Origin of the sequence: Aeromicrobium sp., assembly GCF_050700635.1 — a bacterium.
Classification (GTDB): Bacteria; Actinomycetota; Actinomycetes; order Propionibacteriales; family Nocardioidaceae; genus Aeromicrobium.
This window is the reverse complement of the sequence record NZ_JBOHDT010000027.1, coordinates 1-18,132: the sequence shown is the minus strand read 5'-3', so window position 1 is coordinate 18,132 and position 18,132 is coordinate 1. Positions and strand designations below refer to the sequence as shown.

Genomic DNA, 18,132 nt, shown 5'->3' with positions numbered 1-18,132 from the left:
CAGATCGACCAGCGAGTCTCGCTCGCGGTGTCGACGGTCATCTTCGCGCTCCGGCCGCACTCGAAGACGGGACGCGACACGCTGTGGCTCCCGCTTGTGCGGCGCATCCGCGAGCCGTACGAAGGCGACTGGGCGCTCCCTGGTGGCCCGCTCGAGGCCCACGAGGACCTCGCGGCATCGGCCCGCAACACCCTCGAGCGCACGACCGGACTGACGACCAACTACCTGGAGCAGCTCTACTCGTTCGGCGAGATCGACCGCTCACCCGCGGACCGGGTGGTATCGATCGTCTACTGGGCCCTGGTACGGCCGGACGAGGCAGCACGGGCCGTCGACGGCGACAACGTCGAGTGGTTCGTGGCCGACGAGGTCCCGCAGCTGGCGTTCGACCACAATCGCATCGTCGAGTACGCGCTCGGACGCCTCCGCGCCAAGATCACGTACTCACCGATCGCCCACGCCTTCCTCCATCCCGAGTTCACCCTCGCCGAGCTGCGCGAGGTGCACGAGGCCGTGCTGCGCAAGCCGCTCGACCCTGCCAACTTCCGCCGCCAGGTCCTGGCGAGCCACACGATCGTGCCCACCGGAACCTGTGTCACCGGCACCAGCCACCGCCCGCCGGCGCTGTACCGGTTCGACTCCGGCGGGGATGCCGGGCCGCGGGCGGCAGATGAGACAGCGTCCACCACCAAGGAGCGACCATGACCGCCACCACGACCGATCCCGTCCCGAACCGGTCGGTCAACGACCAGATCGTCGCCGAGCCCGAAGCGAGCTGCGACGTCGAGCTCGTCGAAGGCCCGTGGGTCTTCGACCTCGTGCCCGGCTACGGTCCCGGCTGCTCCGAGGACGACGTCATCCCCGATCCCGTCGTCCGACCGGGTCAGCTGCCGGTCGAGTACCAGAAGATGGACGACGAAGAGCTGCATGCGCGCATCCGGGCGGCCAAGGAGAAGCTCGGCGATCGCATCGTCATCCTCGGGCACTTCTACCAGCGCGACGAGGTGGTGCAGTACGCCGACTTCGTGGGCGACTCGTTCCAGCTGGCCAACGCGGCGCTGACCAAGCCCGACGCCGAGACGATCGTCTTCTGTGGGGTGCACTTCATGGCCGAGACGGCCGACATCCTCGCCCGGCCCGAGCAGCACGTCATCCTGCCGAACCTCGCGGCCGGCTGCTCGATGGCCGACATGGCCGACGAGGAGTCCGTCGAGGCGGCCTGGGAGGAGCTCACCGAGATCTACGGCGACGAGCTGGACGCCGGCGGCAAGCAGCCCGTCATCCCCGTCACGTACATGAACTCCTCGGCCGCGCTGAAGGCGTTCTGCGGACGCAACGGCGGCATCGTGTGTACGTCGTCCAACGCCTCGACGGTGCTGGAGTGGGCATTCGAGCGCGGGCAGCGGGTGCTGTTCTTCCCCGACCAGCACCTCGGCCGCAACACGGCCAAGGCGATGGGCATCCCGCTCGAGCAGATGCCGACGTGGAACCCGCGCCGGCCGCTCGGCGGCAACACCGCCGAGCGCCTGCAGGACGCCAAGGTGCTGCTCTGGCACGGCTTCTGCTCGGTGCACAAGCGCTTCACTGTTGCGCAGATCGAGAAGGCGCGCGCCGAGTACCCCGACGTCAAGGTGATCGTGCACCCCGAGGCGCCGATGCCGGTCGTCGACGCCGCGGACGCCTTCGGCTCCACCGACAAGATCCGCCGGTTCGTGGCAGCGTCCCAACCCGGTGACGTCATCGCGATCGGCACCGAGATCAACATGGTCAACCGCCTCGCCGCCGAGTACCCGGACCGCACGGTCTTCTGCCTCGATCCGGTGGTGTGCCCGTGCTCGACGATGTATCGGATCCATCCCGGCTACCTGGCGTGGACGTTGGACGGGCTGGTCGAGGGCGAGGTCCGCAACGAGATCATCGTCGATGACGACGTCGCCCGCGACGCCAAGATCGCGCTCGAGCGCATGCTCGTGGCGCTCCCGAAGGCGGGTTGACGTGAGCCGGCTGGTCGTCGTCGGGAGCGGCGTCGCGGGGCTGACGGCTGCCCTCGAGGCCGTCGACGCCGGACACCACGTCACGCTGCTCACCAAGTCCGACCTCGCGCAGAGCAACACGCGGTACGCGCAGGGCGGCGTGGCGGTGGTGATGACCAGCGACGACACGGTGGCCGAGCATGTCCAAGACACTCTCATCGCCGGGGCCGGACTGAGCGACCAGGAAACGGTCGAAGTGCTGTGCAGGGAGGGCCCGGCCGCGATCCGCGAGATGATCGAGCGTGGCGTGCAGTTCGACCGGCAGGGGTCTGGTCAGGATGGGGGCGACCTCGCCCACGGCCTCGAGGCCGCACACTCGCACGCTCGGATCCTGCACGCCGGGGGAGACGCGACCGGTGCCGGGATCGCGTACGCCCTCATCGACCGACTCCGTGAGAGCGACGTCGAGATCCACGAGCGCACCACGGTCGTCGACGTGGTGCTCAAGGGCGGGGCGTGCGTCGGAGTGCGCCTGCTCGACGGCTCAGAGCATCGGGCCGATGCCGTGGTGCTCGCGACTGGCGGAGCCGGCCAGCTGTTCCCGTACACGACCAATCCGGATATCGCCACCGCGGACGGGCTCGCGATGGCCCTGCGTGCCGGCGCGATCGCGGCAGACCTGGAGTTCTACCAGTTCCACCCGACCTCGCTCGCCGCTCCGGGCAACTTCCTGGTCTCCGAGGCCGTGCGCGGTGAAGGAGCGGTGCTGATCGACGAGGACGGACACCGGTTCATGGCCGACGTCCATCCCGACGCCGAGCTCGCCCCCCGTGACGTCGTCGCTCGCGGCATCGCCGAGCAGATGGCGCGCCAGAAGGGCAAACCCGTCCGGCTCGATGCCACTGCACTCGGCGGGGAGTTCCTCGCCCGGCGGTTCCCCAACATCGACGCCGCCTCCCGTGCGCAAGGTTTCGACTGGGGCGAGCAACCGATCCCGGTCACGCCGGCGGCTCACTACTACATGGGCGGCATACGCACCGACGAGTGGGGACGCACCTCCGTGTCCGGCTTGTACGCCGTCGGCGAGGCGGCCTGCAACGGCCTCCACGGCGCCAACCGGCTGGCCTCGAACTCGCTCCTCGAGGGCGCCGTCTACGGCTCGCGCGTGGTCGAGGCTCTCGAGCTTCCAGACCAGCAGGACACCTTCGATGGCGACTGGACCGATCCGCTCGTGGTCGAGCTCGGTGACACCGCTCCCGATGACGACGACGAGTCGTTCGTGCGCAACGACCTCCAGCGCCTGATGTGGGACGCCGCCGGACTTTCGCGCAACGGCGACGATCTGGCCGCAGCGGCCGCCAAGCTGGCTTCCTGGCGCCAGCCGGGGGTCACCGATGCGAAGTCGGCCGAGGACGCCAACCTGCTCGTCGTCGCCCGGGCCGTGGTGGCGAGTGCGCTCGCCCGGGAGGAGTCGCGCGGCGGTCACCACCGCACGGACTTCCCCGAGCCCGAGCCGTCCAAGGCTCGGCACTCTGCGATCAAAGGGGCCTGAATGCTGAGCCGTCACCAGATCGAGCGAGTCGTCGACCTCGCGCTCGAGGAGGACGCTCCGTTCGGCGACCTCACGTCGCAGGCCTTCCTCCCGGCCGGGGCGCTGGCCACTGCCGATCTCGTGGCACGAGAGCCGGGTGTGCTCGCCGGTGCGGAGGTGTTCTCGATCGCGATGTCGCGCCGCGACTTCTCCGTCAAGGTCACCAGCGCAACCGCTGACGGCGAGACGTTCGAGACCGGGGACGTGCTGGCGTCGGTGTCCGGCCCGGCCCGGTCGGTGCTCCAGGCCGAGCGGGTGGCGCTGAACCTCATCCAGCGGATGAGCGGCATCGCCACCCTGACGGCGAGGTATGTCGCGGCGGTCGAAGGCACCGGGGTCCGGGTCGTCGACACCCGCAAGACCACGCCCGGCCTGCGTGCTTTGGAGCGGCACGCCGTCATCTGCGGCGGCGGTCACAACCATCGGTTCTCGCTCTCGGACGCCGTGATGGCCAAGGACAATCATCTGGCCCTTGTCGAGGACGTCCCGGGCGGAATCACCGAGGCCATTCGCGCGGCGGCCGAACGGCTGCCTCATACGACGCACATCGAGGTCGAGGTCGACCGGCTCTCCCACATCGAGCCGGTGCTCTCGTCCGGGGAGGTCGACACGATCATGCTCGACAACTTCGACCCTGACACGCTCCGCAAGGGCGTCGAGATGGTCGCCGGCCGCGCGATCGTCGAGGCCAGCGGCGGCATCACGCTCGACACCATCGCCGACGTCGCGGCCACGGGGGTCGACGTCATCAGCGTCGGAGCGCTCACGCACAGCGTCCGAGCCCTCGACCTCGCGCTCGACGTCCGAAGCACCCCATGATCTACCTCGACGAGGCCGCGACCACCCCACTCAAGCGCGACGTGCTCGCGGCGATGGGGCCCTTCCTGGGGCCCGAGTTCGGCAACCCGTCGAGCCATCACGAGGTCGGCGAGGCTGCACTCCGCGGACTCGACCAGGCGCGGGCCGACGTCGCCTCAGCCCTGGGCGCCCGCCCCGGTGAGATCACCTTCACGTCCGGGGGCACGGAGTCCGACAACGCCGCGATCAAGGGCATCGCGCTGGCCGAGCCGCGCGGGCGCCACGTGGTCGTCAGCGCGATCGAGCATCCCGCAGTGCTGGAGTCGGCCGCGTTCCTCGGTCGAACCGGGTTCGAGGTCACGACGCTGGGTGTGGACCACGACGGGCTTGTCTCGACCGAAGACCTCGCCGCCGCGCTGCGCGACGACACGACGCTGGTGAGCATCCAGGTGGCGAACAACGAGGTCGGCACCGTGCAGCCGGTCGCCGAGCTCGCTGTGCTGGCGAGTGAGCGGGGGATCCCGTTTCACACGGATGCCGTTCAGGCGGCGGGCTGGCTCGTTCTCGATGTGCAGGATCTGGGAGTCCAGGCCCTGAGCATCTCCGGCCACAAGCTCGGTGCGCCCAAGGGCGTCGGCGTGCTCTACATGAGCCGCCGCACCCCGTTCGAGCCGCTCATCCACGGAGGCGGCCAGGAGTCCGGGCGACGGTCCGGCACCGAGAACGTCGCCGGTGCCGTGGGTCTCGCGGCGGCTCTGCAGCTCGCAAGAGGGCCGTCGGACGAGGTCGTGGCCCGACGTGATGCGTTCATCGCCCGCGTCGTGTCCGAGGTCGCGGGAGCCGAGCTCACCGGTCACGCCACACGTCGACTGCCCGGCCACGCCTCATTCGTGCTCCCTGGGAGGAGCGGTGAATCCGTGCTGCTCGACCTGGAGCGCCGCGGTGTCGTGTGCTCGAGCGGATCGGCGTGTGCGGCCGGCAGCGACGAGCCGTCCCACGTCCTCACCGCCATGAGTTACGGCCGCGAGATCGCCCAGACCGCCGTGCGCTTCACCTTTGGCCGAGCGACCACGGACGACGACCTCACCCGCGCCGCCGATGTGCTGGCTGCGGTGTCCGACCTGCGGAAGGGAGCACGACCATGACGGTGGCCATCTGTGTGGCGGGCACGACCCGGCGCACCGGGCGTGCCGTTCGGCTTCCCGGCTACACCCTCACGACCGAGGCCGTCTTCGGGCTCCCCAACGAACGACTGACCATCCGCCACGACTCCGGAACAAGCGCGACTCCGTACGTCGGAGGCACGTTGCTGGCTGCGCGCGCGGTCACGGGTCCACGAGGTCTCATGCGAGGGCTGGACACACGTCTGCTGGGTTAGTTGACCGCCCAGCTGGACTCCTTGTCATTTGGTATACCATTCTGGTGTGAAGGCCATTGACTACCGACCAATGCGCGGCGACGTGTGCGAACGCATCCGCGAGCGCATCGTCGACGGCACCTATCCCGCCGGCAGCCGGCTGGTCGAACGCTCGATCGCCGGCGACCTCGGTGTCTCCCGGATACCGGTGCGCGAGGCCCTGCAGACGCTGGTGCGGGAGGGATTCGCCGTCGAGCGCGACACCGGTGGCACCGCCGTCCGGACGTATGAGGCCGATGAGATCGACGAACTCTTCGACGTCCGCGCCGTCCTCGAAGGCCTCTTGGTCGAGCAGCTCACGTCCGGCCCGCCCGGCGAGGGGCTGGCTCCACTTCGCACGAGCCTCGAGGCCGCGCAGCGCTGTCTCGACGTCGGCGACCTGGCAGGCGCGGTGGCGGCCAACGCAAGGTTCCACGAAGTGATGGCCTCACTCGGTCAGGGCCCGCTCGTGCGCCAGCTGTTGGCCGACCTCGACCAGCGGATGCGGTGGCTCCTGCGTCAGCACACCGATCCCGCCGCCATCCACGCCGAGCACCGTGAGCTCGTCGACGCGATGGAGTCCGGAACCGTCGACCGAGCGCGCGAGGTCAACGAGCGGCATCTGCGCACGAGCCGGAAGGCCTTCGACGAGGCAAGGGCTCGATGAGGGCGGCAGCGGCGACCGTGCTCGCGGCCCTCGTCCTGACCTCATGTGGTGGGCCGTCCGACGAGCCGGCCACATCGACGAAGACGCCGACTCCTGCGGCGGCATCGACTCGAGCAGCCGAGGCGAACCCGCACGAGGGAATGTCGAAGCGCGTGCTCGACCGCAGGCTCATTGCTGCCGCGTGGAAGAACGACGTCCGGAAGGCTCGGCTGCTCATCGCGGCCGGAGCCGACGTGAACGCGAAGGACAAGTCCGAGCAGAGCGCGTACCTGATCTCCACGAGCGAGGGCTACCTCGACCTCCTGGAGCTCACTCTCGACAACGGCGCCGACGTCGACAGCCTCGATAAGTGGAACGGCACCGGGCTCATCAGGGCCGCCGAGCGCGGCCACCACCACATCGTCGGGCGGCTGCTGCAGACCGACATCGACGTCGACCACGTCAACAACCTGGGCTGGGTGGCCCTGCACGAGGCGATCGTCCTCGGCGACGGGAGCAGCCGGTACGTCCACACCGTCCGCGCGCTGGTCGCGGGCGGGGCGGATCTCACCGTGGCCCCGAAGCGCGACGGCATCAGTCCCGTCTCCCACGCGAGGCAGCGCGGCTTCGACCGGATCGCCACCACGATCGACGGCGCCCTGGAGGCCAACAGGATGACCAAGTCAGAAGCCAACGCCGCTCTTCTCCGAGCGGCCGACTCGGGAGACGCCGATGCCGCCGCGATCGCGCTTCGCGAGGGCGCCGACATCGAGGCCCGCGACGCGAACCGGCGCACGCCCTTGCTGCTGGCGGCCACGGGCGACCACGCCGCCGTGGCCCGACTTTTCGTCGACCTGGACGCCGACCCAGATGCGCTCGACGACCGTCACGACAGCGCCTGGCTGGTGACCGGCGTGAGCGGCAGCGTCCGGATGGCGAAGATCGTCGAATCCGCGAAGCCCGACTTCGGCCTGCTCAACCGGTTCGGCGGCACGTCGCTCATCCCGGCCTCCGAGCGCGCGCACGACGACTACGTGGCGTGGGTCGTCGAGCACACGCCGGTGAAGATCGACCACGTCAATGAACTGGGATGGACGGCGCTGCTCGAGGCGGTGATCCTCGGAGAGGGGACGAAGAGGTGGCAGCGCGTCGTGCGCACTCTCCTCGACGCCGGCGCCGACGCCTCGATCGCCGACAAGGACGGCGTGACGCCGCTCCAGCACGCCCGCAAGCGGGGTCACACCGTGATCGTGAGGACCCTGGAGTCAGGCTGAACCGGGGTCACGCATCGGCTCCGTGTAACCGAGCACAGCGCGGGTCATCTGGTTCCGGGTGTCCAGCAGGTCCTCCAGCGCATGGTCCAGGTCGTCGGCGGTTACCGTCACTTGTGCATCAGCGTCATCCGAGCCGTCTCGATCCGCAGCCACCACCGCGGCCCGACGGAGCAGCTCCTTGAGGAATGAGGCAGTCACGCCGTCGGTGCGGCCGAGCACACCGTCCAGACGGCTGAAGTCCACCTCCAGGTCCGCCCGATAAAGCTCGATCAGGCGTCGTCGTGCGTCGCGGTCCGGCAGGTCGATGTGGACGGCTTGGTCGACACGTCCGGGGCGGGCAGCCAGGGCCGGCTCGAGAAGGTCAGCGCGGTTGGTGGTCAGGAGGAACACGACGTCGGCGTCCTCGTCCAGACCGTCCATCTCATTGAGCAACGTGAACAGAAGCGGAGTTTCACCACCGTAGTGATCGCGCTGCTCCGCAATGAGATCGACGTCCTCGACGACGATCATGGCCGGTTGCAGCGATCGCGCGATCGAACATGCTTCCTTGATCGCTCCGAGCGTGTCGCCGCTCAGCTCGATCACCGTGGTGTCGCCCAGCTCCCCGACCAGGTATCGCACGGTGTGCGTCTTGCCGACACCTGGCGGTCCGTAGAGCAAGAGGCCGCGCTTGAGATGCTGGCCGGACGCCCGGAGGCGCTGCCGGTTGCGCGCCACCCCCACGACCTGCCTCCGGACGTCGTCGAAGGTCGCTTCAGGGAGCACCAACGCGCTCGGATCAAGAGGTACGCGAGGGTGGAGTCTCAGGACGGAGTCCAGGTGGTCGTCGAATATCTGATGGCCGAAGGAGACGACCTGCGCGCGATAGACATTGTGCTGGTGAGCGAGCTCGCGCAATCTTGCTGTCGTGCGGGCGGCGACGTCCGGACGATTGGCCATGGCTTCGAGCGTGACGCCGAACGACTCGCTCTCTGGGTCGGATCCGCGGTAGAGCACGACGATCCGGTCGTCGCCCTCGCTGACCAGGAGGATGGCCGCGCGGATGCACTCGATGGACTCGCCGTTCGGGCCGGTGGCGCGCGCGACGCGGGAGACATTCCCGGGTCGCGGCCCATGGTCGAACATGTCGCCGTCGTCGCCCGAACCAACGAGGTCACCCAGTCCGAACGGTCCCCGATGCCGGTAGTTCGTCATGCCCACCGTCTGGACGGTGCGCCCTGACTCGTTGCTCCAGACGTCAAGGGCGGATTGGACGTTCACGTGTTCATAGGAAGCCCATCGTTCCTCGATGATGGGCAGGTCACCGAGCGGGACCTCGAGGTGATCGGCGATGATCCGCGCGAACGTCGGCTGGTCGTCGGCGCGGGCCTGCGCGACGAACCGGCGAAGGACCCGCTGCCCGTACTTCCGGAGATCGGCGAGCTCGGGCCCTCCGTTGGTGACCGGAGCCGACTGCGGAGAGTCGAAAGCCACTGAGCTGCGCGACGTCACCACGAAGTAGTCATCCATGGACGCAGCGTAGAGGCGCTCTAGCCAAGCGACTGACGTTTGCTCAGGATGGGTGCTCGCCGTGGAGGGCGTGTGCCCCTTGCGACTACCCTGAATAGGCGATGAATGCCTCCCGTCACACCGTCTACCTCGACCACGCGGCGACCACGCCGATGGTCCCCGAGGCGATCGCGGTGATGACCGAACAGCTCGCTCGTACGGGCAATGCGTCGAGCCTGCATGGGTCAGGACGCGCTGCCCGGCGCACCGTCGAGGAGGCGCGCGAGCTGATCGCCGAGAAGCTCGGTGCCCGGCCCAGCGAGATCGTCTTCTGCTCCGGTGGCACGGAAGCCAACAACCTCGCGATCAAAGGACTGTTCTGGGCCCGCCGCGACAGCGACCCGCATCGCGACCGCATCGTCTTCAGCGCCATCGAGCACCACGCGCTGCTCGACCCCGTCACCTGGCTCGCCAAGCACGAAGGCGCCCGCGTCGACACCACGCCGGTCGGTCGCGAGGGCCGCATCGTCGTCGACGCGCTGCGCGAGGCGGTCGAGTCCGACCCGGCGAGCGTCGCCGCCGTCACCACGATGTGGGCCAACAATGAGCTGGGCACCGTGCAGCCGGTCGCGGACGTCGTCGCGATCGCTCGCGAGCACGGCATCCCGGTGCACAGCGACGCAGTACAGGCGGCCGGCTACATCCCGCTTGACTTCGATGCCTCCGGGCTCGACGCCATGACGGTCACGGCGCACAAGCTCGGCGGCCCGGTCGGCATCGGTGCGCTCGTCATCCGTCGCGAGGTCGAGCCCACTCCGCTGATGCACGGTGGCGGGCAGGAGCGCGACCTTCGCTCGGGCACCATCGGAGTTCCGCTCATCGCCGCCTTCGCGAAGGCGATGGAGGTGAGCGTCGACCGTCAGGCGGAGTCGGCCGCGCGCATCGAGTCCTTGCGCGCCCGCATGGTCGACGGCATCCGCCGGGTCGTGCCCGACGCGATCGTCAACGGCGATCCCGAGCCCGGTCCGCAGCACCGGCTCCCGAACATCGCCCACGTCACCTTCCCCGGCTGCGAGGGCGACGCGATGCTGATGCTGCTCGATGCGCAGGGCATCGAGTGCTCCACCGGATCGGCCTGCGATGCCGGGGTGCCGCAGCCCAGCCACGTCCTGCTGGCCATGGGCTACGACGAGGTCGCTGCGCGCGGGTCGCTGCGATTCAGCCTCGGCCACACGTCCACCGAGGCCGACGTCGACGCGCTCATCACCGCGCTGCCCGCGGTCCACGAGCGCGCACTCGCCGCGTCAATGGTGCGGAGTGCGTCGTGAGAGTGATTGCGGCGATGTCGGGGGGCGTCGACTCGGCTGTGGCTGCCGCGCGGGCTGTCGACGAGGGCCACGACGTGACCGGCGTCCACCTCGCGCTGAGTCGCAACCCGCGGTCGTACCGCTCGGGAGCGCGCGGCTGCTGCTCTATCGAGGACGCCGGCGACGCCCGGCGCGCTGCCGACGTGCTGGGCATCCCGTTCTACGTCTGGGACATGAGCGAGGAGTTCGCCGACGAGGTCGTTGACGATTTCGTGGCCGAGTACACCGCCGGCCGCACCCCCAATCCCTGCCTGCGCTGCAACGAGAAGATCAAGTTCGCGGCCGTGCTCGACCGCGCACTCGCCCTCGGCTTCGACGGCGTGGTCACCGGGCATTACGCGCAGCTGCGCGCCGCCCACGACGGAACCGTCGAGATGCACCGCGCCATCGACCACGGCAAGGACCAGTCGTACGTGCTGGGCGTGCTCACGCAGGAGCAGCTCGCCCACTCACTGTTCCCGCTCGGTGGAACCGACAAGACGTCCGTGCGCGCCGAGGCAGAGCAACGTGGCCTGCAGGTGGCGCAGAAGCCCGACAGCCACGACATCTGCTTCGTCGCCGACGGCGACAATGCCGGTTGGCTGCGCGACAAGCTCGGACCCAAGCAAGGCGCGATCGTCGACGAGGACGGCGAAACCCTTCGCGAGCATGACGGCGCCTACGCGTTCACCATCGGACAGCGACGCGGGCTGCGCCTCGGCGTGCCCGCCGACGACGGCAAGCCGCGGTTCGTGCTCGACATCGAGCCGGTCAGTGGCACTGTCACCGTCGGCCCGCGCGAGCACCTCCGCGTCGACGCGCTCGACGGCATCAAGCCGCTGTGGAGCGGACGCGTCCCGGGCGGGCGCCTCGATTGCACGGTGCAGCTACGGGCCCACGGTGACGAGCACGCGGCTTCGGTCGAGGTGGACGAGTCGGAGGTCCGGGTCGAGCTGCGCGACCCGGCTTACGGCATCGCCCCTGGTCAGGCCTGCGTCATCTACGACGGCACCCGCGTCGTCGGCTCCGCCACCATCGCGCAGACTCGTCGCGTGACGGTGTGACGGCGGCAACCGGTGTCGGGTCGATGCCCGGCACCGACGTCGCCGAGACGTTGCGCGTCATTCGCGGCGAGGTCGGCGACTTCGTGTTCGTGCCCGAGCTGCCCGCACGCGGCCCGCACGCCGGCATGATCGGCCGCGCCCTTGCCGTCCTCGAGGGATTGGAGGCTGACCTGCAGCCGGCCGGCTGGCGTCTCGGTGTCGGATCGGGAAGCGACTTGCGTCGCGCCCGCTCCCTGCTGGCGGAGGATCTCGACGCCGCCGAGGAGCTGCTCGACGACCACACCGGTCCCGTCAAGGTGCAGGTCACCGGGCCACTCACCCTCGCCGCCCACGTCGAGCGCGCCCGCGGCGAAAAGCTCGTGGCCGACCACGGGGCACGACGCGAGCTGGCGGAGTCGCTCGCCGAGGGCCTCACGGCGCACGTGGCCGACGTTCGACGCCGGTTCGGACGAGCCGAGCAGATCGTCGTGCAGGTCGACGAGCCCGATATCACGGCCGTACTCGGCGGAGGCATCCCGACCGCCAGCGGCTTCGGCCGCCACCGCATCGTCCACCCACCCGAGGCCGACGCGCTGCTGCGCCCCGTCGTCGACGCCGTCACCTCTGCTGGCGCCCGTTCGGTCGTGCACTCCTGCGCCGCCGACGTGCCGGTGGCGCTCCTCGCCGGTGCCGGCTTCACGGCCGTGTCGTTCGACGTCGGTCTCGCCGAGCCCGACGACTCGTGGTCCGAAGCCTTCGAGGCCGGCATCGACCTGTGGCCGGGCGTCGTCCCGTCCACCGAGGCCGAGGTCACGGACGCCGGCCTGGGACGACGGGTGGAAGGGTTCTTCTCGCGGCTCGGCTTCGACGAGGACGCCTACACAACACGCACCGTCGTCACACCGACCTGCGGTCTGGCCGGGGCATCACCGGCGTGGGCGAGGCGCGCGCTCAGCCTCGCGCAAGGCGTCGCCGGCGCAGCATCGCGTAACGGAGAAGGCCGAGACCGATAACGGCGATGACCCCTCCGGCGACGGTGAGAACGACGTCGCCGTAGAAGATCCCGGCGATCACCACACCCCCGATGAGGAGCACGACTCCGGCGATGGTCGGCCACAACCTTTGATAACCCGTCACCCCGCGACTATAGGCTCGTGGGCATGACGGACGATCTCCGGCAGCGGCACAAGGATCTCTCCGAACAGATCGAGGATCATCGCACGCGCTACTACCTCGACGACGCTCCCACGGTCTCCGACGGCGAGTACGACGTGCTCATGCGCGAGCTCGAGGACCTCGAGGAGCAGCTGCCCGAGCTCCGCACGCCCGACTCGCCCACCCAGAGTGTCGGCGGGTATGCGTCGTCGACCTTCGAGTCGTACCAGCACCGTGAGCGGATGATGAGCCTCGACAACGCCTTCAGCCCCGAGGAGCTCGAGTCGTGGCACGCGCGCCTGGTCCGCGAGGGTGCCGAAAAGGCCGACTTCCTGTGCGAGCTCAAGGTCGACGGCCTCGCCATCTCGCTCACCTACGAGGATGGTGTGCTCACGCGCGGCGTCACCCGAGGCGACGGACGTGTCGGTGAGGACGTCACCAACAACGTCCGCACCGTCAAGGTCATCCCCAACCGCCTCAAGGCCTCGAAGAAGTACCCGGTCCCGGCCTACGTCGAGATCCGCGGCGAGGTGTTCTTCCCCACCGAGGCGTTTGAGGAGTTCAACACCGCGTGGGCCGAGTCGGGCAAGACCCCGTTCTCCAACCCGCGCAACGCCGCAGCCGGGTCGTTGCGCATGAAGGATGCATCCGTCACCGCGGGGCGGCCGCTCTCGATGGTCTGTCATGGCATCGGCTACCGCGAGGGATTCACCCCGAAGCGCCAGTCCGAGGCGTACCACGCGCTCAAGGCCTGGGGGCTGCCCACCAGCGACCGCGCCAAGGTCCTGCCCGACCTCGCCGCCGTGCAGGAGTTCATCGAGTTCTACGGCGAGCACCGGCACGACGTCATCCACGAGATCGACGGGGTGGTCCTCAAGGTCGACGAGGTAGATCTCCAGAACCGGCTCGGCTCAACCTCACGGGCTCCCCGGTGGGCGATCGCCTGGAAGTACCCGCCCGAGGAGGTCAACACGCGGCTGCTCGACATCCGCGTCAACGTCGGCCGCACCGGCCGGGTTACCCCGTTCGGCGTCATGGAGCCGATCCGCGTCTCCGGGTCGACGGTCGAGATGGCGACGCTGCACAACCAGCACGAGGTCAAGCGCAAGGGCGTCCTCATCGGCGACATGGTGGTGCTGCGCAAGGCCGGCGACGTCATCCCCGAGATCGTCGGCCCGGTCGTCGCACTGCGCGACGGCAGCGAGCGCGAGTTCGTCATGCCCACCGAGTGCCCGGCGTGCGGCACCAAGCTCGCGCCCACGCGTGAGGGCGACGCCGACATCCGCTGCCCGAACACGCGCGCCTGCCCCTCGCAGCTGCGTGAGCGTCTGACGCACGTCGGCGGTCGGGGCGCGTTCGACATCGAGGTGTTCGGCTGGGAGGGTGCCGTCGCCCTGCTCGACGCCGGGGTGGTCGTCGACGAGGGCGGTTTGTTCGCGCTCACCGAGGCCGACCTGCTCACCGTCCCGCTCTACACTCGCGCCGCCAAGAAGGCCGAGAAGGAGGCGGGCGCGGGTGATCGAGTGCTCAGCGCCAACGGCGTGGCACTGCTCGAGAATCTCGAGAAGGCGAAGGGCCAACCGTTGTGGCGAGTGCTGGTCGCGCTCAGCATCCGGCACGTCGGCCCCACTGCGGCGCGTGCCCTCGCCGAGCACTTCGCGTCGTTGCCGGCCATCGCCGAAGCGTCCGTCGACGACCTGGTCGAGGCCGACGGCGTCGGCCCCACGCTGGCCGAGGCCATCGTCGAGTGGTTTGGAGTCGACTGGCACCGCGGCATCGTCGACGCGTGGGCTGAGGCCGGCGTGCGCATGGAGGACGAGCGCGACGAGTCGGTGCCCCGCACTCTGGAGGGACTCACCGTGGTCGTCACCGGATCGCTGCAGAACTTCACCCGCGACTCGGTCAAGGAGGCGATCATCGCCCGCGGCGGCAAGGCCTCCGGCTCGGTGTCCAAGAAGACCGGCTACGTCGTCGTCGGCGACTCACCGGGCACCAAGGCGGCGAAGGCCGAACAGCTCGGCGTCCCGATCCTGGACGAAGCGGGCTTCGAGAAGCTTCTCGAGAACGGACCCTAGCGCGCGTGGCGCTCGGTTCGTGAGAACGCGAACGCCACGAGCGAGGTGACCGTGAACACCACGCCCCACAACAGCAATCCGGAGACGCCCGCGAGCACGCCGACGGAGCCGAAGAGCAACGCCTGGGCGACGTACCGCCTCGGATCGGTGAGCCGGTGCGACGAGGTCGGGGCCATCCACCGGGCCCAGATCAGGGCGACCACCAGGGCCGCACCGATGCCGATCAGCCAGCTCCGCCAACCATCGACGAGGTAGTTCACCGACGCGATGACGAGAACGAACATCGCCAGCTCGCACCCGAACGCCACCATGTCGGCGAAGCCGACCCGCGGCTCGTCGTTCCTCCTGCTCACGTCGCGTCCAACCCTGCGCGGCGGGCGATGATCTCGGCGAGCTCGGCCGGACGCTCGTCCGGAATCCAGTGGCTCACGCCCCCCATCACCTCGAACGTGTAGTCGGCGGTCACGAAGGGCGCCGTGAGCTCCGCCGACTTTCGGGTTATCGCGACGTCACCGTCGCTCCAGACCAGGGTGGTCGGCCTCGCGACCCTGCCCGGAAAGATCTGCCGGCTCGTGAGCGGCATGGACCGGTAGTAGCCCAGGGCGCCCCGCAGTGCTCCGGACTCCACGATCTCGCGGTGATACGTCTCGACCATCTCGCCGGTCATGCCGCTGCCGCGCAACAGCCTGTCAGTGATTCCGCCCCGGCGGCTCAGCAGCCACTCGGGGAGGAACGGCAGCTGGAACAGCGCGATGTAGTACGACTTCAGGGCCTGGGTGCTGCGGACGTACGAGCGGACATAGGCGCCCGGGTGCGGCACCGAGACGGCGGTCAGCGTCTTGATCGAGCCTCCGTGGCGGGAGGCGACTCCCCAAGCGCCTGCCGCGCCCCAGTCGTGGCCGACGAGGTGGACGGGCTCGCCGATGGCCTCGATGAGGGCGTGGACGTCAGCCACCAGTGCCGAGGCCCGATAGCCGAACCGGCTGTGTGGCCGCCCGCGCGGTGAGTAGCCACGCTGGTCGAGCGCGTACGTCCGCGCGCCGCGTTTGTGCAAGTGCGGCGTGACGCCGTTCCACGACGACGCACGCTGCGGGAAGCCGTGCAGGAGGACGACCGGCGTTCCGTCGAGTGGCCCGTCGTCGATGACGTCGAGGACGAGGTCGTCGCGGCGAAGCTCGGTCAAGCGCTCAGCTGTTCTCACTCGGACACTCTTGCAGGTCAGTTGAACACCGGTCACTAGGATGAGTCGGCACCCGCCGTCTTTGAAGGAATCTGCATGTCTGACCCCGTCTCGGGTATCTCGCGCGCGGACGTCGCCCACCTGGCCGAGCTCGCGCGCATCTCGCTCCGCGACGAGGAGCTCGACCACCTCGCGGCGGAGCTTCCGGCGATCCTCGAGCACGTCCGGGTCGTCCAGGACGCGGCCGGCGACGACGTCGCACCCATGAGCCACCCGCTGCCGATCAGCAACGTGTTCCGACCTGACGAGGTGCGCGAGAGCCTCGCCGCTGACGAGGCGCTGGCGGGTGCGCCGGAGAGCGAGCAGCAGCGCTTCCTCGTGCCGAAGATCCTGGGGGACGAGCAGTGAGCGACCTCATCCACCTCACCGCCGCCGAGCTCGCCCAGAAGCTCGCGACCGACGAGATCACGTCCGTCGAGGTCACCGAGGCGCACTTGGCCCGCATCGCCGACGTCGACGGCGAGATCCACGCCTTCCTGCACGTCGACGCCGACGGCGCGCTCGCGACGGCACGAGACATCGACGCACGCCACGCAGCCGGCGAGGACCTGCCGGCGCTGGCCGGTGTGCCCATCGCGGTCAAGGACGTCATCACCACCCGGGGAGTTCCCACCACGGCCGGCTCGCGCATTCTCGAGGGCTGGATCCCGCCCTACGACGCCACCGTCACGCGACGCCTCAAGGCCGCCGGACTACCCATTCTCGGCAAGACCAACATGGACGAGTTCGCGATGGGCTCGTCCACGGAGCACTCCGGATTCGGCCCCACTCACAACCCGTGGGACACCGGCCGCATCCCTGGCGGGTCTGGCGGCGGATCGGCAGCAGCGGTCGCCGCGTTCGAGGCGCCGATCGCTGTCGGTACCGACACCGGAGGCTCCATCCGTCAACCCGGCGCCCTGACCGGCACCGTCGGCGTCAAGCCGACCTATGGTGGCGTCTCCCGCTACGGCCTCATCGCCCTCGCCAGCAGCCTCGACCAGGCCGGGCCGGTCACGCGTTCGGTGCTCGACGCCGCCCTGCTGCACGAGGTCATCGCCGGCCATGACCCCTGTGACTCCACCAGCATCGACGGGCCGGTGCCCCCGGTCGTCGAGGCTGCGCGTCGTGCGGACGTCGACGGCCTCAAGATCGGCGTCGTGCGCGAGCTCGGCGGCAGTGCTGAATCTTCTGGGGGCTTTCAGCCCGACGTCGTCGCCCGGTTCGAGGAGTCGCTGCGGCTTCTCGAGGGCGCCGGGGCCGAGGTCGTCGAGGTCTCGTGCCCGAGCTTCGTCCACGCGCTCGCCGCGTACTACCTGATCCTGCCGAGCGAGGCGAGCAGCAACCTGGCCAAGTTCGACGCGATGCGTTACGGCCTTCGGGTGCTGCCCGACCGCGTCAGCGACCCGACCGCGGAGCAGGTGATGGCCGCGACCCGGGAGGCGGGCTTCGGCTCCGAGGTCAAGCGCCGGATCATCCTCGGCACCTACGCCTTGTCGAGTGGCTACTGGGACGCCTACTACGGCTCGGCCCAGAAGGTACGCACGCTGATCCGTCGCGACTTCGACGCCGCGTACGAGAAAGTCGACGTGCTCGTGTCGCCGACCGCGCCGACCACGGCGTTCCCGATCGGGGCGAAGGTCGACGACCCGCTCGCGATGTACCTCAACGACATCGCCACGATCCCGGCCAGCCTCGCCGGCATGCCCGGGCTGTCGCTACCCAGCGGCCTGGCCGACGAGGACGGGCTGCCGGCCGGCATCCAGGTGCTGGCGCCCGCAATGGCCGACGACCGGCTCTACCGGGTCGCGGCTGCACTCGAGTCGATGCTCGTGGAGCAGTGGGGCGGCCCGTTGCTCGCGCAGGCTCCCGAGTTGGAGGTGACCCGATGACGGTCACGACACTGGTGTCCTACGACGACGCCGTCGCGCAGTTCGACCCGGTGCTCGGTCTCGAGGTGCATGTCGAGCTCAACACGACGTCGAAGATGTTCTGCGGCTGCTCGACGGAGTTCGGCGCCGAGCCCAACACGCAGGTGTGTCCGGTCTGCCTCGGCCTGCCGGGTGCGTTGCCGGTCGCCAACGAGCGCGCCGTGGAGGCCGCGATCCGGATCGGGTTGGCGCTGAAC

At 69.5% G+C, this 18,132-nt stretch carries 17 protein-coding genes and 1 pseudogene; 15 read left to right on the top strand and 3 right to left on the bottom strand.

Annotated features, from left to right (window positions below; all coding sequences use genetic code 11):
- Positions 1 to 3 precede the first annotated feature (3 nt).
- The 8 genes from ACRDPN_RS01895 to ACRDPN_RS01860 are packed head-to-tail and all read left to right on the top strand — an operon-like array spanning position 4 to position 7,678.
- Positions 4 to 705, top strand: coding sequence for an NUDIX hydrolase (locus tag ACRDPN_RS01895; RefSeq protein ID WP_431445634.1), 702 nt, complete (start codon positions 4 to 6; stop codon positions 703 to 705).
- Complete coding sequence (nadA, locus tag ACRDPN_RS01890; protein ID WP_431445633.1) at positions 702 to 1,994, top strand: quinolinate synthase NadA; 1,293 nt, start codon at positions 702 to 704, stop codon at positions 1,992 to 1,994. The genes ACRDPN_RS01895 and nadA overlap by 4 nt, the downstream gene beginning before the upstream one ends.
- Before the next feature lies 1 nt (position 1,995).
- Positions 1,996 to 3,525, top strand: coding sequence for an L-aspartate oxidase (gene nadB / locus ACRDPN_RS01885; protein WP_431445632.1), 1,530 nt, complete (start codon positions 1,996 to 1,998; stop codon positions 3,523 to 3,525).
- Positions 3,526 to 4,383: a carboxylating nicotinate-nucleotide diphosphorylase gene (gene nadC, locus ACRDPN_RS01880; protein WP_431445631.1), complete on the top strand. Its 858-nt coding sequence runs from the start codon at positions 3,526 to 3,528 to the stop codon at positions 4,381 to 4,383.
- A complete protein-coding gene (locus tag ACRDPN_RS01875; protein WP_431445630.1) occupies positions 4,380 to 5,507 on the top strand; it encodes a cysteine desulfurase family protein in 1,128 nt (375 codons plus the stop codon). The genes nadC and ACRDPN_RS01875 overlap by 4 nt, the downstream gene beginning before the upstream one ends.
- Positions 5,504 to 5,740, top strand: coding sequence for a hypothetical protein (locus tag ACRDPN_RS01870; protein WP_431445629.1), 237 nt, complete (start codon positions 5,504 to 5,506; stop codon positions 5,738 to 5,740). The genes ACRDPN_RS01875 and ACRDPN_RS01870 overlap by 4 nt, the downstream gene beginning before the upstream one ends.
- Before the next feature lie 46 nt (positions 5,741 to 5,786).
- On the top strand, positions 5,787 to 6,425 hold the full coding sequence (locus ACRDPN_RS01865) for a GntR family transcriptional regulator (protein WP_431445628.1): 639 nt from the start codon (positions 5,787 to 5,789) through the stop codon (positions 6,423 to 6,425).
- Positions 6,422 to 7,678 carry an ankyrin repeat domain-containing protein gene (locus ACRDPN_RS01860; protein ID WP_431445627.1) on the top strand — a complete coding sequence of 419 codons (1,257 nt, stop codon included), beginning with the start codon at positions 6,422 to 6,424 and terminating at the stop codon, positions 7,676 to 7,678. The genes ACRDPN_RS01865 and ACRDPN_RS01860 overlap by 4 nt, the downstream gene beginning before the upstream one ends.
- On the opposite strand, the gene ACRDPN_RS01855 is transcribed toward ACRDPN_RS01860, so the two are convergent.
- Positions 7,670 to 9,187 (bottom strand): AAA family ATPase, encoded by a 1,518-nt coding sequence (locus ACRDPN_RS01855; protein WP_431445626.1) that lies wholly within the window; start codon positions 9,185 to 9,187, stop codon positions 7,670 to 7,672. The genes ACRDPN_RS01860 and ACRDPN_RS01855 overlap by 9 nt on opposite strands.
- Positions 9,188 to 9,288: 101 nt before the next feature.
- On the opposite strand from ACRDPN_RS01855, the gene ACRDPN_RS01850 reads away from it, so the two are divergent.
- From ACRDPN_RS01850 to ligA, 4 genes are all read left to right on the top strand, one after another.
- Entirely contained in the window at positions 9,289 to 10,494 is a 1,206-nt protein-coding gene (locus tag ACRDPN_RS01850; protein WP_431445625.1) for a cysteine desulfurase family protein, read from the top strand.
- Positions 10,491 to 11,576 carry a tRNA 2-thiouridine(34) synthase MnmA gene (gene mnmA / locus ACRDPN_RS01845; RefSeq protein WP_431445624.1) on the top strand — a complete coding sequence of 362 codons (1,086 nt, stop codon included), beginning with the start codon at positions 10,491 to 10,493 and terminating at the stop codon, positions 11,574 to 11,576. The genes ACRDPN_RS01850 and mnmA overlap by 4 nt, the downstream gene beginning before the upstream one ends.
- Positions 11,573 to 12,568, top strand: coding sequence for a methionine synthase (locus ACRDPN_RS01840; RefSeq protein ID WP_431445623.1), 996 nt, complete (start codon positions 11,573 to 11,575; stop codon positions 12,566 to 12,568). The genes mnmA and ACRDPN_RS01840 overlap by 4 nt, the downstream gene beginning before the upstream one ends.
- Positions 12,569 to 12,715: 147 nt before the next feature.
- Positions 12,716 to 14,785 (top strand): NAD-dependent DNA ligase LigA, encoded by a 2,070-nt coding sequence (ligA, locus tag ACRDPN_RS01835; protein ID WP_431445622.1) that lies wholly within the window; start codon positions 12,716 to 12,718, stop codon positions 14,783 to 14,785.
- Here the strand turns inward: ligA and ACRDPN_RS01830 are convergent.
- Both ACRDPN_RS01830 and ACRDPN_RS01825 read right to left on the bottom strand, forming a co-directional pair.
- Positions 14,782 to 15,138 (bottom strand): YrdB family protein, encoded by a 357-nt coding sequence (locus tag ACRDPN_RS01830; protein WP_431445621.1) that lies wholly within the window; start codon positions 15,136 to 15,138, stop codon positions 14,782 to 14,784. The genes ligA and ACRDPN_RS01830 overlap by 4 nt on opposite strands.
- A complete protein-coding gene (locus ACRDPN_RS01825; RefSeq protein ID WP_431445620.1) occupies positions 15,135 to 15,986 on the bottom strand; it encodes an alpha/beta fold hydrolase in 852 nt (283 codons plus the stop codon). Before ACRDPN_RS01825 ends, ACRDPN_RS01830 begins: the two co-directional genes overlap by 4 nt.
- Positions 15,987 to 16,061: 75 nt before the next feature.
- Between ACRDPN_RS01825 and gatC the strand changes: the two genes are divergently transcribed.
- The 3 genes and pseudogenes from gatC to ACRDPN_RS01810 all read left to right on the top strand — a co-directional run.
- The gene (gene gatC, locus ACRDPN_RS01820; RefSeq protein WP_431445619.1) at positions 16,062 to 16,373 is read left to right on the top strand and encodes an Asp-tRNA(Asn)/Glu-tRNA(Gln) amidotransferase subunit GatC; all 312 of its coding nucleotides are present in this window, start codon (positions 16,062 to 16,064) and stop codon (positions 16,371 to 16,373) included.
- A complete protein-coding gene (gene gatA, locus ACRDPN_RS01815) occupies positions 16,370 to 17,896 on the top strand; it encodes an Asp-tRNA(Asn)/Glu-tRNA(Gln) amidotransferase subunit GatA (protein ID WP_431445618.1) in 1,527 nt (508 codons plus the stop codon). The genes gatC and gatA overlap by 4 nt, the downstream gene beginning before the upstream one ends.
- Positions 17,893 to 18,132: pseudogene (locus ACRDPN_RS01810) on the top strand (Asp-tRNA(Asn)/Glu-tRNA(Gln) amidotransferase subunit GatB); the annotation flags it as partial. The gene gatA and the pseudogene ACRDPN_RS01810, both read left to right, overlap by 4 nt.

Coding starts and splice junctions, on each gene's coding strand:
- ACRDPN_RS01860 (WP_431445627.1), top strand. CDS start 6,422: ATGAGGGCGGCAGCGGCGACCGTGCTCGCGGCCCTCGTCCTGACCTCA.
- ligA (WP_431445622.1), top strand. CDS start 12,716: ATGACGGACGATCTCCGGCAGCGGCACAAGGATCTCTCCGAACAGATC.
- ACRDPN_RS01855 (WP_431445626.1), bottom strand. CDS start 9,187: ATGGATGACTACTTCGTGGTGACGTCGCGCAGCTCAGTGGCTTTCGAC.
- gatC (WP_431445619.1), top strand. CDS start 16,062: ATGTCTGACCCCGTCTCGGGTATCTCGCGCGCGGACGTCGCCCACCTG.
- ACRDPN_RS01850 (WP_431445625.1), top strand. CDS start 9,289: ATGAATGCCTCCCGTCACACCGTCTACCTCGACCACGCGGCGACCACG.
- ACRDPN_RS01875 (WP_431445630.1), top strand. CDS start 4,380: ATGATCTACCTCGACGAGGCCGCGACCACCCCACTCAAGCGCGACGTG.
- nadC (WP_431445631.1), top strand. CDS start 3,526: ATGCTGAGCCGTCACCAGATCGAGCGAGTCGTCGACCTCGCGCTCGAG.
- ACRDPN_RS01870 (WP_431445629.1), top strand. CDS start 5,504: ATGACGGTGGCCATCTGTGTGGCGGGCACGACCCGGCGCACCGGGCGT.
- nadA (WP_431445633.1), top strand. CDS start 702: ATGACCGCCACCACGACCGATCCCGTCCCGAACCGGTCGGTCAACGAC.